The following is a 15,372-nucleotide window of genomic DNA, read 5'->3' as shown; positions in this document are numbered from 1 at the left end:
AATAGAACATGAAAAAGTTAATGTTCCTGGCATCGGTATGCCTGATGCTCGCCACCAAAACCTTAGGCGCGCCTATTAACAACCCGGAAAACAGAAGTGGCCACCTGATGGCTGAGGCTGCTCAGGAAGCTGCACCGGCCGCACAAAACAAGCCACTGACGCACCGGGTAAAGCTCGGCAACAGCAAGGACAACCGCGTTGTTATTACCATGTATAACAGCCAGGTACAGGTAGTGGGGCACAATGCGGATGAGGTTGTTATTGAAGCCAAAGGTTATGAGGCTCCTCCAGTGCGTGCCAAGGGATTGAAGCCCCTGTACAACAAGGCGGAAGACAACACGGGCCTCGGCCTGTCGGTTACCAAAGAGAACAACACGCTGCGTATCAGCAAAGCCTCACGCCAGGATGGGGATTACACGATAAGGGTTCCGAAGAACGTGGCTGTAGTGTATGAAGAGACGAACTGGACCGGCGGCGACTTTACCTTGTCCGACGTAAGCGGCGAGATCGAGTTAAAGCTGAACAATGGCAACGCCACTCTGACCAACATTACGGGGCCGGTTGTAGCCAATACAACCAGCAGCGACCTGAAGATCAGGTTCGCCAGCCTCAACCAAACCAAACCAAGCGCCATCTCCTCGGTGGCCGGCACGATCGACATTTCTTTACCTGCCAACACCAAGACAAACTTCAAACTTAAATCAATCCAGGGGGAAATTTACTCTGACTTTGATATAAAAATAGCAAGCGACAGCAAAGGCGGCCTATCCAGAGTAGCAGGCGGCGACACCATAGAAGGTACCACCAACGGCGGTGGGGTAGAAATGAGCTTATATACCGTCAGCGGCGACATGTTTATCCGCAAGAGCAAATAACTTAACCACTAACTATGAAAAAGATATTCATCTTAAGCTTACTGTGGTTTGCATTTACCACAAGCTTACAGGCCCAAACCAAAACAGTAGAAAAAGTGCTACCTGTACCCGCCAATAAAAAGGTTAACCTGCACCTTAAGTTTGGCGATGAAATCAAAATAACGGCATGGGATAAAAAAGAAGCCTCCATCAAAGTGACCTATGAAATAAACAACGGCAAGCTGAACGATGCGCTGCTGCTTAACTTCAAGTCTGACAACGAAAGTGCGCGAGTAGAGGTGGATCTGGATGAAGAGCTGATGAAGCAGGGCAAGGCAGAGGACTGCCCCGGGAATTACAACAGCAGCACCATGCAGATAAATGGCAAGCACGCTGTAACCTGCACAAACATTAACTATGAAATTTTTGTACCCCGAGATGCCGACTTAACTGTGGAAACCATCAATGGAGACATAGAACTACGAGGGCTGACCGGCCCCGTACAGGCCAAATCCATCAGCGGCTTTGTGGATATGAGCTGGTCTGAAAAAAAGGGGGCGACGGTCTCTCTGGAGACCGTCACCGGTGAGGTTTACTCTGATCTAGGCATTGATTTTATGAACAGCAAAGAAGATGCCCCCATAGTTGGCTATGAGTTGAAAGGCAGCCTGAATGGTGGCGGCTCCCTGATCAGCCTGGAGAGCATCAGCAACGACATTTACTTAAGGAAACAGGAATAGAGGCTCCGCAGCGTACGCAAGGCCTGAACTGAGGGCCTGACTACCTGCAGGCTTCTTATATACTGCCAGAGGCTGCCTGAAAACAAAAAGCGCCACCCTTTGCAGAGTGGCGCTTTTCTACTTTATACTTACTATACTTTGCTTAGATGTGCAGCGCGCGGTTCTCGGTAGCTGCCAGGCAAGCCTCTTTCAGAGCCTCGGTATAGGTGGGGTGCGCGTGGCTCATGCGGGCAACATCCTCTGCCGACGCACGGAACTCCATCGCTACCACGGCCTCTGCGATCATGTCGGCAGCACGTGGGCCGATCATGTGCACGCCCAGAATCTCATCGGTATTCTTGTCAGAAAGTACCTTCACGAAACCATCGGTGTCCATAGACGCTTTGGCGCGGCCAGATGCCTTGAACGGGAACGAACCCAACTTATAAGCACGGCCCTGCTCCTTCAGCTGCTCCTCAGTGAAGCCTACGCCTGCCACTTCCGGCCAGGTATACACTACCCCAGGTATCAGGTTGTAGTTGATGTGCGGCTTCTGGCCCACGATCTGCTCTGCTACCAGCACGCCTTCTTCCTCGGCTTTGTGCGCCAGCATCGCACCACGCACCACGTCGCCAATGGCGTAGATGCCCGGCACGTTTGTCTCCAGGTGGTCGTTCACGGCAATCATACCGCGCTCGCCTAGCTGCACACCCGCGTTTTCTAAGCCTAAGCCTTCGGTATATGGCTTACGTCCCACCGATACCAGCACGTAATCGCCTTCGAACGTTACGGTTTCGCCTTTCGCGTTCTCAGCCGTTACTTTCACGGTCTCGCCCTCGTTGGTAGCGCCGGTTACTTTGTGGTTAAAGAAGAACTCAAAGCCGAGCGTTTTCTTGAGCACACGCTGCAGCTCTTTCCCCAAGGCGCGGTCCATGGTCGGGATGATGGCATCCACGTACTCCACCACCTGCACTTTTGACCCCAGGCGGGCATATACCGACCCCAGCTCCAGACCGATCACACCGCCACCGATCACGATCAGGTTTTTAGGAACCTCCGTCAGTGTTAGAGCTTCTGTCGAGGTGATAATGCGCTTCTTATCGATTGGCAGGAATGGCAAGGCTGCCGGCTTAGAACCAGTTGCGATAATGGTTTTATCTGTCTCGATCTGTTGTTCATTGCCATCGATACCGGCTACCTTAAGGGTGTTCTTGTTCACGAAAGAGCCCAGGCCATAGTAGGTATCGATCTTGTTCTTCTTCATCAGGAAGGCGATACCGTCGTTGTTCGACTTCACCACTTCTGCCTTGCGCTTGATCATTTGCTGGATGTTCACCTGCAGGTTCTCCAGCTCGATGCCGTGCGTGGTAAAGGTATGCGCCGCATTGTGGAAGTGCTCTGATGAATCCAGAAGCGCTTTGGAAGGGATACAACCTACATTCAGGCAAGTGCCGCCCAGCACGTTATACTTCTCTATAATAGCCGTTTTCAGGCCCAGCTGTGCGCAACGGATCGCTGCCACATACCCACCAGGACCAGAACCGATTACAGTTACATCGTATTTCATTGTGTCTTATACTTTGGGGAGAGTTATGCTCTCGTTTTTAGTTGATTTCTCTGCATTTTAAAACCCACCCCTACCCCTCCCGAGAGGGGATTTTTCTGCAGTACCCAATTCCCCTCCTCGGAGGGGTTAGGGGTGGGTTTAATAAAAAGGAGGAGCAAACTTTTGCGCTTACCCCTCCTTCCTTATTTCCATAAATTATACGCCTAACAGCAGTCTCATCGGATCTTCGAGCAGTTCCTTCACGCGTACCAGGAAGCTTACAGACTCACGGCCATCAATGATGCGGTGGTCGTAAGAAAGTGCCAGGTACATCATCGGGCGGATCTCCACTTGTCCGTTCACGGCTACCGGGCGCTGCACGATGTTGTGCATACCTAGTATGGCCGACTGCGGCGCGTTGATGATCGGGGTAGACATCATGGAGCCGAACACACCACCGTTGGTGATGGTAAAGGTACCGCCTGTCATCTCCTCGATAGAAAGCTTGCCATCGCGCGCCTTCTTTGCCAGACGGATAACCTCTTTCTCGATGCCATCCAGTGTCAGGCTTTCCGCGTTGCGGATAACCGGCACCACCAGGCCTTTCGGCGAGGAAACGGCGATCGATACGTCCACGAAATCATTAAAGATCATATCGTTGCCATCGATCTGGGCATTTACCGCTGGCCACTCCTGCAGGGCTACCGTACAGGCCTTCGTGAAGAACGACATAAAGCCCAGGCCCACATCGTGCTTCTCCTTGAACTTATCTTTATACTTAGCGCGGATGTCCATGATCGGCTTCATGTCCACCTCATTGAAGGTAGTCAGCATAGCCGTTTCGTTCTTCACCGTTACCAGGCGGCGGGCCACTGTTTTGCGCAGCGAGCTCATTTTCTCGCGGCGCTGGTTTCTGTCGCCGGCAGCTGCTGGTGCCTCAGCGGCAGCCTCCTGCTTAGGAGCAGCGGCAGCGGCTGGCTTAGCGGCAGCCTTCTGTGCGTTCTGCGCATCTTCCTTTGTGATGCGGCCATCACGGCCAGAGCCTTGCACGTCAGCCGCGTTTATACCTTTCTCAGCCAGAATTTTGCCGGCAGCGGGAGACGGCGTGCCAGAAGCATAGGTTTGTGCGCCGGAGGCAGTAGCGGCCTTCGCGGCAACCTGCTGCGTAGCCTCTTCCTGCTTGGCTGCCGCCTGCGCGTTTGCCTTAACGGCTCCGGCGCCTGGCACGATTCTGCAGAGCAGCCCACCTATCTCTACGGTGTCACCTTGCTGTGCTACGATCTCCAGCGTACCTGCCGCCTCGGCTGGCAGCTCAAACGTAGCTTTGTCAGACTCCAGTTCTGCAATTACTTCGTCCATCTCTACCTGGTCACCATCTTTCTTCAGCCAGCTGGCAATGGTTACTTCTGTGATCGACTCGCCTACGGTGGGCACTTTCATTTCTACGGCCTCGCCGGCACCACCGGCAGCAGCAGGAGCAGACTCCTGTACAGCTGGCGCAGCAGCTTTCTCGGCGGCTGGCGCAGATGGAGCCGATGCCGCAGCACCGTCCTGCTCGATTCGGCAGATAACGGCACCAACCTCAATGGTGTCGCCCTCCTGCGCTACAATGCGTAAAATGCCTGCGGCTTCGGCTGGCAGTTCGAATGTGGCTTTGTCAGATTCCAGCTCCGCAATCACCTCATCCATCTCCACGCGGTCACCGTCTTTCTTAAGCCACTGGGCTATGGTTACCTCAGTGATCGACTCACCTACGGCAGGCACTTTAACTTCTAAGCTCATATTTTGTCAATTATGAATTACAAATTTTGAATTACGAATTAGTAATGATTAATGACGAATGAATCATGAAGTCTTTCCTGAAACCATTACTCATTCATCATTACTAATTAATTTTTAGATAGCGAAAGCGCGTTCGATTAACTCCTGCTGCTCTTTGGCGTGCACTTTCAGGTAACCGGTGGCCGGCGATGCGCTGGCTTTACGGGCCACTACGTCCTCTACGCCGTTACGCATGATGCGCAGGATGTACATCCAGGCGCCCATGTTCTCCGGCTCTTCCTGTACCCAGTATACTTTCGCGTTTTTATACTTCTTAAGCTCGGCCTCCAGCTGCACTTTCGGGAACGGTGCCAGCTGCTCCATACGGATGATGGCTACGTCCTTGCGGTTGCTCTTCTGCTGCTCTTCCAGCAAGTCAAAGTATACTTTACCAGAGCACAGCAACACTTTCTTCACCGATTTAGCCGATGCATACGTATCCCCAATCACTTCTCTGAAACCACCTGAGGTGAAGTCCTCTATCGGAGAAACGACTGCCGGGTGGCGCAGCAATGACTTAGGCGACATGTTGACGGCCGGCTTGCGGAACGGCAGGGCCAGCTGGCGACGCATAAAGTGGAACAGGTTGGCTGGTGTGGTGATAAAGGTGACGAAGATATTGTTCTCGGCAGCCAATTGCAGGAAACGCTCCGGGCGTGCGTTGGAGTGCTCTGGCCCCTGGCCTTCGTAACCGTGCGGCAACAGCATCACCAGCCCGTTCATACGCTGCCACTTAGACTCCGTGGAAGAGATGAACTGGTCGATCATGACCTGGGCGCCGTTGGCGAAGTCGCCGAACTGGGCCTCCCAGATCACGAGCGCGTTCGGGTTAGCCATGGCGTAGCCGAACTCAAAGCCAAGCACGCCATACTCCGACAGCAGAGAGTTATAGATCTCGAAAGAGCCTTGCTTCTCCACGATATGGTTCAGGCTGTTGTACGGTGCGCTCGAAACGGCGTCGTGCAACACGGCGTGGCGGTGCGAGAACGTGCCTCGCTGCACATCCTGGCCAGAGAAACGAACCACCCTGTTGTCCATCAGCACAGAGCCATAGGCCAGCAACTCACCGGCCGCCCAGTTGAGTTGCCTAGTCTCAAAGAACATCTCCTTGCGCTCTTTGATCAGCTTCTCGATCTGCTTCAGGGGTTTAAAGCCTTGCGGCAAGGTAGTAAGCGCTTTGCCGACGGCCTCCACCACTTCCGCGGATACGCCCGTCTCCGGCGACTTCTCGAAATCCTCCGGCTTGGAACGGCGCAGCTCCTGCCACTCCTTCTCCAGCACCTGGTAGTTGTAGGGCAGCGGCTTTTGCTTCACCATGTCCAAGCGGTCCTGCAACAGGCTGCGGAACTCCTTGTCCATACTTTTCGCCAGGTCCGCATCCACCTCGCCACGGCTGATAAGCGTTTTGTTGTATACCTCGCGCGGGTTCGGGTGCTTCGAGATGAGGTTGTACAGCTGTGGCTGCGTAAACTTCGGCTCGTCCGACTCGTTGTGGCCATGGCGGCGGTAGCACACCATGTCAATAAAGATATCATTGTTCACCTTCTGGCGGTATTCCATGGCCATACGCATGGCAAATACCACGGCTTCCGGGTCATCGCCGTTTACGTGCAGTACCGGCGCATCGATGATCTTGGCAACATCCGTAGAGTAGATGGAGGAGCGGGCATCTTCAAAGTCAGTGGTGAAACCAACCTGGTTGTTGATCACGAAGTGGATGGTGCCGCCGGTGTTGTAGCCCTCCAGGTTAGCCATTTGTGTCACCTCGTACACAATGCCCTGGCCAGCTAAGGCCGCATCCCCGTGTATCAATATAGGCAATACCTTGTCCGGGTCCTTGCTATACATGCAGTCTATCTTGGCACGCACAAAGCCTTCCACTACCGGGTTCACCGCCTCCAGGTGCGATGGGTTCGGAGCCAGTTTCAGGTTAACTTTTTTGCCTGATGGCGTTACCACCTCGGAGGAGAAGCCCATGTGGTATTTCACGTCACCGTCACCCATGGTCAGGTCCGGAACGGCTGTGCCTTCGAACTCAGAGAAGATCTGCTCATAGGTTTTGCCCATGATGTTGGCCAGCACGTTCAGGCGGCCACGGTGCGCCATGCCTATCACCACTTCCTCCACACCGAGCTCAGAAGCCTTGTCGATAGCGGCATCCAGGGCAGGGATGGTTGTCTCGCCTCCTTCTAGCGAGAAACGCTTCTGGCCCAGAAACTTCGTGTGCAGGAAGTTCTCAAACACCACCGCCTCGTTCAGCTTGGAAAGGATGCGCTTTTTATACTCGATGGCCGGGTTAAAGCTCAGGGAGTCCTTCTCTACTTTCTGCTTAAACCACTCCAGCACCTCCGGGTCGCGGATGTACATGTACTCAAAGCCGATGGGTCCGGCGTAGATCTTTTTCAGGGCCGCCTCGATGTCGCGCAGCGTAGCCGGGCCGATACCGATGATCTCCCCCACCATAAACACCGTGTCGAGGTCAGCGTCTGTTAAACCAAAATCAGAAAGGTCCAGCCTTGCCTTACGGTCTTTGCGCTCACGCACCGGGTTGGTTTTGGAGCGCAGGTGGCCGCGTGTGCGATAGGCATGAATCAGGTTGCGCACGGCAACCTCTTTCTCAGACTCGCCGGCCACAACGGCACCTTTGGCAGGAGCAGCTACTGCGCCTTCGGCGGCCTCGTGGCCATTTTCGCCGTAGGTTGTGGCAAACTCGAATCCTTCGAAGAATTTACGCCACCCAGCGTCTACCGATTCCGGGTCTTGCTGATAGGCTTTGTACAGCCCATCGATGTAATCGCCATGCGCATTGGCGATGTATGTATATTTATCCATAGTATAAACTACTGCATGTGATAGTGGCAAAGTTAGAGGTATTATTGAAAATTCAAATTACACATATTCGCATAAGCAAATTTAGCTTATAATCAAGCATAAAAGACCTATTAACATACCCTATATCCTCTTTATCGGTTGCCATTTCATGCATCTAAACCCTAAAATGGGAAGAATGTTTGAAAGATACAGCAGCGAGAGGATTTTATACTATAGCGTAGGCAGATCAAGCCTCCTGTCAGCATCACCCGGGGCTACTACCTGGCGGTACTTTGCCACCGAGGGGCAGCTATGGGCACAACTGTTATGTTACCTGAGAGCGGTTTACTGCACACCTCTGGCCTCAAGATATGAAGGCCCTACACTATTACACCTATAAAACAATAATAAATATGTATAATTATAGTTACCTTTGCCTGTGTTATTTCCTGTTATAACAGCAAACATAGTATCACCTTTATAAAAGGGAAGGTAGTTCAGCTTTATGAACTGGAGGCGTAAGGCTGTCTGGAAGCAGCAATGCAGACATTATTGATCCTAAACAATAGGAAACTATGTATAGCTATCTGCTGGAAGAACTTTCGAAGGCAATTGGGGCCAGGCTCCTGGTAAGCTTCGAGTATGAGAACGAAAGCCATGTGGTGGAGCCGCACCTGCTGGGGCAGAACAAGCAGCACGAGACCTGCCTGCTCGCCTGGCGCACCGGCAAGGCCGGGCAGCAGCGGCAGGGATGGCAGTGCTTCCTGCTAAGCCGTATGCAAAACACCAGGCTCACAGACGAACGGTTCAGCAAGAAGCGGCCCGGCTACGACCCCTACGATAGTACCATGTCCCGGATTTACTACCGCATCTGATAACAGACTTTAAGTTTTACCTCGCGTACGCCTCTCCAAGTTATGAAGAACGCCTGCAACCGGGCATCGTAAATCACCGGCAAGTATAAACTGTACTTTGCTGGTTTGTGTTGTACCTGCGCGACAGGTGTAACACAGCATTGCCAAAGAAGAGAAAGTATAAAAAACCGCAGCCCCCGCTAACGGCACAGGAAAAGGTAAGCCGCTACATGCGGGGCACACGCAGCCCGAGCTGAAGCTGCACAGGACGCTGTGGCAGGCAGGCCTGCGCGGTTACCGCGTGCACTGGCCCAAGGCCCCCGGCAAACCTGACATTTGCTATTCCTCGCGCCGCCTGGCCCTGTTTGTACATGGCTGCTTCTGGCACCGCTGCCCCTACTGCCTGCCCTTCCTAAAACCAACTCCGCCTTCTGGTAACATAAGTTCAAGGCCAATATGGCGCACGACGTAAAGTATAAGCGCATGTACCGGCTAGTTAGCAGCGCCTGGTGATATGGGAATGCCAGCTGGCGTATGGCCGGGAAAGCATCGTCGCCCTTATCAGCGAACTGCACAGCGGCGTGCCTGAAAGCTGCAGGTAGCAGCTTAGGAGGCACAATACATATAAAGTAGGGATTTTTCGTTATCTTGAGGAGACACTAAGCGATACTAGACCCTATGAAGAAACACATTCCGCTGCTGGGCCTGCTCGGGCTGCTGGCCCTAGGCTGCAACGAAAGCTCCCGGCAGGTAAGTGAGGCCGAAAGAGAGGCCTTCTCTGCTGCTGCTGACAGCACCAACCTGCAGCCTGCCCTGCAAAGCATTACGGCCGATAGCCTGCTGGCTCACATTACCACCCTTGCCTCCGATGAATTTGAGGGCCGTGCCCCCGGCTCTGTAGGGGAAGATTCCACGGTAGCCTACCTCACCCGCCACTTTAAGCAGCTGGGCCTGCAGCCGGGCAACCCGGATGGCAGCTTCGTGCAAAAGGTACCGATGTTCGGCTACACGCCAACGCCTAAGGCTACCTTAACCGCCAACGGCAAAAACATACCGCTCAGTTTTCCAGACGATTACGTTGCCCTTACCCGCCGCTATGTTGAGGGTGTTGAAGTGAACAACTCCGACCTGGTGTTTGTGGGCTACGGCGTGGTAGCGCCTGAGTATGGCTGGGACGACTACAAAGGCGTGGACGTGAAAGGCAAAACGATCGTGATGCTGGTTAGCGACCCGCCGGTGCCGGACCCTCAGAACCCGGAGCAGTTGGATAGCACCATGTTCGGTGGCAAAGCCATGACCTACTATGGCCGCTGGACCTACAAGTATGAGGTTGCCGCCGAGAAGGGCGCTGCCGCTGCCATCATCATTCACGAAACCGGCCCGGCTGGTTACCCTTACGAGGTGATCTCCGGCAGCCACAGCCGCGAAGGATTCGAGATCATTACCCCGGATAAGAACATGAATCGCGCCGAGGTAGAGGCCTGGATCACTGAGCCGAAGGCACGCGAGCTGTTCACTGCCCTCGGCCGTAGCTTTGATGAGTTGAAAGAGGCTGCGAAGAAGAAAGACTTCAAACCTGTTCCACTCAAGGCCACGGCCAGCTTCAACATCGAAAACGAGCTGCGCGAGGTACAGTCGCAGAACGTGATCGCCAAGCTGGAAGGATCTGATGAGGAACTGAAGGATGAGTACGTCATTTACACAGCGCATTGGGACCATTTGGGCAAGGACCCGAGCCTGCAGGGCGACCAGATCTACAACGGCGCCCTGGATAACGCCACCGGTACGGCAGGCCTGCTAGAGCTGGCAAAGGGCTTTAGCCAAATGGAAACAAAACCGAAGCGCTCCATACTTTTTCTGGCAGTTACGGCTGAGGAGAAAGGCCTGCTGGGCTCTAAGTACTATGCCAGCAGCCCGCTTTACCCACTCGAGAAAACCGTGGCCGTCATCAACATGGACGTGCTGAACGCCTATGGCCCTACCGAGGACGTAGTGGTGGTTGGCTTCGGCAACTCTACGCTGGAGGACGTGCTGGCGCAGGAGGCGAAATCGCAGAACCGCCGCATAGTACCGGAGGCCACACCGGAGAACGGCTCCTTCTATCGCTCCGACCACTTTGAGTTTGCCAAGCAGGGCGTGCCGGCGCTTTACGCCAGCTCAGGTGTGATAGCCCGCAACCAGCCAGCCGACTATGTGAAACAGTGGAAAGAACGCTATACCGCCAACGACTATCATAAGCTTTCGGACGAGGTGCGCGACGACTGGAACCTGGAAGGCGCTGTAGAAGACCTGCAGTTGTTTCTGCGCGTTGGTTACCGAGTGGCCAACACAGAGAAGTTCCCGGAATGGAAAGAGGGCACCGAGTTCAGGGCCAAGCGTGAGGAGACTTTATCCCGTGCCTCCCCTTCCATGTAAAGTTTAAAGTATAACATTTAACGGCCTGTTGCTTACAGTAACAGGCCGTTTTTATTTGAGCTTACGAACGAAAGTGATGCCATCCTTCAGGTGTTTCCCCACGGATGCACTTCCCTTATTTAAGGGATAGGCAAGTTGATGAAACCAAATTTCAAGTTAGAATAGTTAAAATTACTCTATTTCTGCTATTCCTGTGCTTAATCGCTTTACTTTGAAATTCCGGCTGCTTACTCCCAAATTGAGTATGTTCACTCTAAAAGAGCTCCCTTAATACTATACGAAGGGTTACTTTGTGGAGACTGCCGTATAAATAAGTACAAAATCAATTTATATAAGATTATGAAAAAGATTTGGAAATTCGCCTTTGCCGCTTTTGCAGCTTTCGCTTTCACGGCTTGTGGCACCGATAATAATACAGCTACTGAGTCAGATACTATGGAAACTACTGATGAGGTAGAAACAGATTTGGATATGGAAGCTGACATGGATTTAGATGAGGACACTACTGTTGTGGTAGAAGATACTACCGTGAATGATGGTGTTGCTGACGAGATCCAGGAAGAGCAGCCTCCTGTACAGTAACAGACACAAACTTCTATAGAGAAAGTCCCTGCCCACTAAGGCAGGGACTTTTTTTGTGTCTTTTTAAAGTACAGCCGTACTTAAAAAGAAGCCTCCGGAAAGCAGCATATGCCTTAAAACCTTTTTATATTTAGGAATGGAAAATACAACGCTGATACATGATGGCGTAACGATAAAACTAGTGGAGCGGCAGGAGCAGTTGCAGGAGGTAATCGTGCTTCTGAACCAGAGCAAAGAGCTCGCCCTGGATCTGGAGTTTGACCAGAACCGCTTTACTTACGGCTTTAACCTTTGCCTGGTACAGATTGCCGACGAGAGTGGCGTCTGCTACATTATAGACCCCTTTGCCATACCCGACCTGCAGCCACTCTTCGAGCTGTTCGCTAATCCCGCGATCACCAAGATCATCCACCACTCCAATAACGATATCCTCCTGCTTAGTAAGATGGGTTGCCGTATCAAAAGCGTGATGGATACGGATGTAGCCGCCAAGATCCTCAACTATGAGCGCTCATCGCTGGCGACGGTGCTGAAAGAGGAGTTTAACATCGAGATAGACAAATCCCAGCAGTCAAGTAACTGGAATAAGCGCCCGCTCACGGAGGCGCAACTACAGTACGCTGCCATAGATGTTATGTACCTGCACCGCATCAAGGCTAAGCTGCTAACAGAAGTGGAGCAGTTGGGCCGCCTGCACTGGCTGGAGGAGGAAAACCAAATGCTGGAATCCCTTACCTACTCTGAGCCCACCAACCCGCACCTGAAATTGCGCAACGCCTATAAGCTTAATTACTACCAGCAGTACATTCTGAGGGACTTATTTACTTTTCGGGAGCAGATGGGAAAGTTGTTTAATAAGCCTGCTCCTTATCTTATTCCCAACGAAGCCCTTGTAGAGTTAGCCAATAACCCTAACACAGACATTCACGAATGGCTGAATCATACACGCGGCATACATGGGGGCCTTAAGCGCTCCAGGAACGAGAAACTGCTGAAGGATGCTTTGCACGACGCTAAGAATGCCGCCAAGGACAACAACATCAGCCACGATTACCCTGAAAGCCGTTGGCAGCGGCCATTGCGTACGCCGGAAACAGAGCAACGCAAGGAGGAGCTAACAAAGGTGCAGAAACAGATTGTGGAGAAGTATGGCGAGTATGCCGCCCGGCTTATTATTACCCAAAGCGTTATAAACGACTACTGCTTTACCGGCGAGCTTCGATGCACCAAACAATATGCCACTGCCATCGTGATGTCTACGGCTCAGGAGCTTGGTATAACCCTGCCTGCTCCCGTACAAAATAACGACCCTGATAACTAAATCAAAGCTTTCATTTAGCACCTACATCATGAGCGAGTTCAGAACAGAGCATGACTTTCTGGGAGAAATGGAGATCCCCAACTCCGCCTACTATGGCATCCAGACTACCCGTGCTTTAGATAATTTTAACATCACCGGCCTCCCTATTTCCAGGGAGCCACTGTTTATCCAGGCTTTCGGGTACGTGAAAAAAGCAGCGGCCATGGCCAACCGTGATTGCGGCGTGCTAAAGCCGGAGATTGCAGACGCTATTTGCAAAGCCTGCGATAAGCTTATAGCAGGCGAATACCTGGACCAGTTTGTGACCGATATGATACAGGGCGGTGCCGGAACGTCTGTAAACATGAATGTGAACGAGGTAGTGGCAAATCTTGCGTTGGAGATACTAGGCCACAAGAAAGGGGAGTATCAGTATGTGCACCCCAACAACCACGTAAATTTCTCACAGTCCACAAACGACGCCTACCCGACTGCCTTCCGCCTTGCTTTATACCGTAAGATCGAGAGCTTTATTGAGAGCCTGCAGGCGCTGCAGGAATCCTTTGCCCGCAAGGGGGAAGAATTCAAGACTGTGCTGAAGATGGGCCGCACACAACTGCAGGATGCTGTGCCAATGACCCTGGGAGCAGAATTCCACGGCTTCTCTACGACTATAAAGGAGGATATCCAGCGCCTGAACGAAGCCAAGATGCTGATTTGTGAGATAAACATGGGAGCCACCGCTATTGGTACTTCCATCAATGCTCCGAAAGGCTACCCGCAGCTGGTGACGGACCATATTCGCGACCTGACGGGCATACCTGTTGTGCTCGCCGAGGACCTCATCGAAGCCACCTGCGACACAGGTGCCTATGTACAGATTTCCGGCGTCATGAAAAGATCTGCTGTGAAGATATCCAAGATCTGCAATGATCTGCGTTTGCTATCCTCTGGCCCAAGAGCCGGCATCAATGAGATTAACCTGCCGCGGATGCAGCCTGGTTCTTCTATCATGCCTGGGAAAGTAAACCCTGTTATACCTGAGGTTGTGAACCAGACCGCCTTCTACGTGATTGGTACCGATATAACGGTAACGATGGCCGCAGAAGCCGGACAGCTACAACTGAACGTGATGGAGCCGGTAATCGCTTACAGTTTGTTCAGTTCTCTTACCTATATGGAGAACGCCTGCTATACCTTAACGAACAAGTGTGTTAATGGAATCACTGCCAATGAGGAGATCTGTGCAAATATGGTGATGAACAGTGTGGGCATTATTACAGCACTAAACCCTATACTGGGTTACGAGGAAGCAGCTTCCATCGCAAAAGAGGCGTTGGCTACCGGTAAGTCTATTCACGATATCACTGTAGTGGAGCGTAAAAGAGTTACGCAGGAGAAATGGGAGGAGATTTTCTCTATAGAGAACCTGATCAACCCCAGGTTTATCAACAGCTAGCCTGTTGGCAAGTACAGGATCCGCTTGAGAAGCCCCGATCGCTAAGGTTGGGGCTTTTTCTGTGGCTTGGCTCGGCGCCGGCCTTGGAGGTGGGGGGTGGGGGGAGGAAAAAGAAAAAAGGGGCAGCGGGATTTCTCCTGCTGCCCCTTTGTTGGGGTTGGCGGCCACCTACTCTCCCGGGGGTGAACCCAGTACCATCGGCGCTCCCGGGCTTAACTGCTCTGTTCGGAATGGGAAGAGGTGCTCACCGGGGCCATAGCCACCATTATCGTCGGCACGGCTGTTATGCGTGCGCAATGCTTTGTAGACATGATATGTGGGGGAGAGATGAAAAAAAAAGGTGAGAGCGGCGGGCCGGTAAAGCCGGGGCCTGTAGAACGCGCCCGGGCAATTAGTACCGCTCGGCTTTGCTATTTCTAGCTTTACACCTGCGGCCTATCAACGTCGTCGTCTTCGACGGCCCTTCCAGGGAGATCTCATCTTGGGGCGGGTTTCGCACTTAGATGCTTTCAGCGCTTATCCCGTCCGAGCGTAGCTACCCTGCGCTGCGGCTGGCGCCACAACAGGTCCACCAGAGGCTCGTCCAACCCGGTCCTCTCGTACTAAGGTCAGGACCCCTCAAATCTCCTACGCCCACAACAGATAGGGACCGAACTGTCTCACGACGTTCTGAACCCAGCTCGCGTGCCACTTTAATCGGCGAACAGCCGAACCCTTGGGACCTTCTCCAGCCCCAGGACGTGACGAGCCGACATCGAGGTGCCAAACCTCCCCGTCGATATGAGCTCTTGGGGGAGATCAGCCTGTTATCCCCAGAGTACCTTTTATCCTTTGAGCGATGGCCCTTCCATACGGAACCACCGGATCACTATATCCGCCTTTCGGCCCTGCTCGGCTTGTAGGCCTCACAGTCAAGCTCCCTTGTGCTATTGCGCTCTGCGCACGGTTACCAAGCGTGCTGAGGGAACCTTTGAAAGCCTCCGTTACTGTTTTGGAGGCGACCACCCCAGT

The 15,372-nt window shown here is 52.8% G+C and carries 11 protein-coding genes and 2 rRNA genes (1 of these 13 only partly in view); 8 read left to right on the top strand and 5 right to left on the bottom strand.

The window, feature by feature from the left end; all coding sequences use genetic code 11:
- The first annotated feature begins 8 nt into the window (after positions 1-8).
- Positions 9-875: a DUF4097 family beta strand repeat-containing protein gene (locus tag OH144_RS19045; RefSeq protein ID WP_266203856.1), complete on the top strand. Its 867-nt coding sequence runs from the start codon at positions 9-11 to the stop codon at positions 873-875.
- A 14-nt stretch (positions 876-889) separates the two neighbouring features.
- Positions 890-1,594: a DUF4097 family beta strand repeat-containing protein gene (locus OH144_RS19040; RefSeq protein ID WP_266203855.1), complete on the top strand. Its 705-nt coding sequence runs from the start codon at positions 890-892 to the stop codon at positions 1,592-1,594.
- Between the two features lie 142 nt (positions 1,595-1,736).
- On the opposite strand, the gene lpdA is transcribed toward OH144_RS19040, so the two are convergent.
- From lpdA to OH144_RS19025, 3 genes are all read right to left on the bottom strand, one after another.
- A complete protein-coding gene (gene lpdA, locus OH144_RS19035) occupies positions 1,737-3,140 on the bottom strand; it encodes a dihydrolipoyl dehydrogenase (RefSeq protein ID WP_266203854.1) in 1,404 nt (467 codons plus the stop codon).
- 195 nt (positions 3,141-3,335) lie between these two features.
- Positions 3,336-4,901: a 2-oxoglutarate dehydrogenase complex dihydrolipoyllysine-residue succinyltransferase gene (gene odhB / locus OH144_RS19030; protein ID WP_266203853.1), complete on the bottom strand. Its 1,566-nt coding sequence runs from the start codon at positions 4,899-4,901 to the stop codon at positions 3,336-3,338.
- A gap of 114 nt (positions 4,902-5,015) precedes the next feature.
- Positions 5,016-7,772: a 2-oxoglutarate dehydrogenase E1 component gene (locus OH144_RS19025; RefSeq protein ID WP_266203852.1), complete on the bottom strand. Its 2,757-nt coding sequence runs from the start codon at positions 7,770-7,772 to the stop codon at positions 5,016-5,018.
- A 554-nt stretch (positions 7,773-8,326) separates the two neighbouring features.
- Here OH144_RS19025 and OH144_RS19020 point away from each other — a divergent pair.
- The 6 genes from OH144_RS19020 to aspA all read left to right on the top strand — a co-directional run bounded on the left by OH144_RS19020 (position 8,327) and on the right by aspA (position 14,361).
- On the top strand, positions 8,327-8,626 hold the full coding sequence (locus OH144_RS19020) for a WYL domain-containing protein (RefSeq protein ID WP_266203851.1): 300 nt from the start codon (positions 8,327-8,329) through the stop codon (positions 8,624-8,626).
- A 232-nt stretch (positions 8,627-8,858) separates the two neighbouring features.
- Positions 8,859-9,077: a hypothetical protein gene (locus tag OH144_RS21595; protein ID WP_323670678.1), complete on the top strand. Its 219-nt coding sequence runs from the start codon at positions 8,859-8,861 to the stop codon at positions 9,075-9,077.
- A gap of 206 nt (positions 9,078-9,283) precedes the next feature.
- On the top strand, positions 9,284-11,020 hold the full coding sequence (locus tag OH144_RS19010) for a M28 family metallopeptidase (protein WP_266203850.1): 1,737 nt from the start codon (positions 9,284-9,286) through the stop codon (positions 11,018-11,020).
- A 339-nt stretch (positions 11,021-11,359) separates the two neighbouring features.
- Positions 11,360-11,602, top strand: a complete 243-nt coding sequence (locus OH144_RS19005; protein ID WP_266203849.1) for a hypothetical protein — start codon at positions 11,360-11,362, stop codon at positions 11,600-11,602.
- A gap of 136 nt (positions 11,603-11,738) precedes the next feature.
- Positions 11,739-12,923 (top strand): ribonuclease D, encoded by a 1,185-nt coding sequence (locus tag OH144_RS19000; RefSeq protein WP_266203848.1) that lies wholly within the window; start codon positions 11,739-11,741, stop codon positions 12,921-12,923.
- A 28-nt stretch (positions 12,924-12,951) separates the two neighbouring features.
- Complete coding sequence (gene aspA / locus OH144_RS18995) at positions 12,952-14,361, top strand: aspartate ammonia-lyase (RefSeq protein ID WP_266203847.1); 1,410 nt, start codon at positions 12,952-12,954, stop codon at positions 14,359-14,361.
- A 155-nt stretch (positions 14,362-14,516) separates the two neighbouring features.
- Here the strand turns inward: aspA and rrf are convergent.
- Positions 14,517-14,628, bottom strand: a 5S ribosomal RNA gene (gene rrf / locus OH144_RS18990).
- 104 nt (positions 14,629-14,732) lie between these two features.
- Positions 14,733-15,372, bottom strand: a 23S ribosomal RNA gene (locus tag OH144_RS18985); it runs 2,253 nt beyond the window's last position.

Source organism: Pontibacter kalidii, from assembly GCF_026278245.1.
GTDB lineage: Bacteria > Bacteroidota > Bacteroidia > Cytophagales > Hymenobacteraceae > Pontibacter > Pontibacter kalidii.
Note: the sequence above shows the minus strand (reverse complement) of the source record. Positions and strands in the feature narration are given on the sequence as shown.

What these genes read in the sequence shown, in the direction of transcription:
- OH144_RS19045 (WP_266203856.1), top strand. Translation starts at nt 9, where the DNA reads ATGAAAAAGTTAATGTTCCTGGCATCGGTATGCCTGATGCTCGCCACC.
- OH144_RS19040 (WP_266203855.1), top strand. Translation starts at nt 890, where the DNA reads ATGAAAAAGATATTCATCTTAAGCTTACTGTGGTTTGCATTTACCACA.
- lpdA (WP_266203854.1), bottom strand. Translation starts at nt 3,140, where the DNA reads ATGAAATACGATGTAACTGTAATCGGTTCTGGTCCTGGTGGGTATGTG.
- odhB (WP_266203853.1), bottom strand. Translation starts at nt 4,901, where the DNA reads ATGAGCTTAGAAGTTAAAGTGCCTGCCGTAGGTGAGTCGATCACTGAG.
- OH144_RS19025 (WP_266203852.1), bottom strand. Translation starts at nt 7,772, where the DNA reads ATGGATAAATATACATACATCGCCAATGCGCATGGCGATTACATCGAT.
- OH144_RS19020 (WP_266203851.1), top strand. Translation starts at nt 8,327, where the DNA reads ATGTATAGCTATCTGCTGGAAGAACTTTCGAAGGCAATTGGGGCCAGG.
- OH144_RS19010 (WP_266203850.1), top strand. Translation starts at nt 9,284, where the DNA reads ATGAAGAAACACATTCCGCTGCTGGGCCTGCTCGGGCTGCTGGCCCTA.
- OH144_RS19005 (WP_266203849.1), top strand. Translation starts at nt 11,360, where the DNA reads ATGAAAAAGATTTGGAAATTCGCCTTTGCCGCTTTTGCAGCTTTCGCT.
- OH144_RS19000 (WP_266203848.1), top strand. Translation starts at nt 11,739, where the DNA reads ATGGAAAATACAACGCTGATACATGATGGCGTAACGATAAAACTAGTG.
- aspA (WP_266203847.1), top strand. Translation starts at nt 12,952, where the DNA reads ATGAGCGAGTTCAGAACAGAGCATGACTTTCTGGGAGAAATGGAGATC.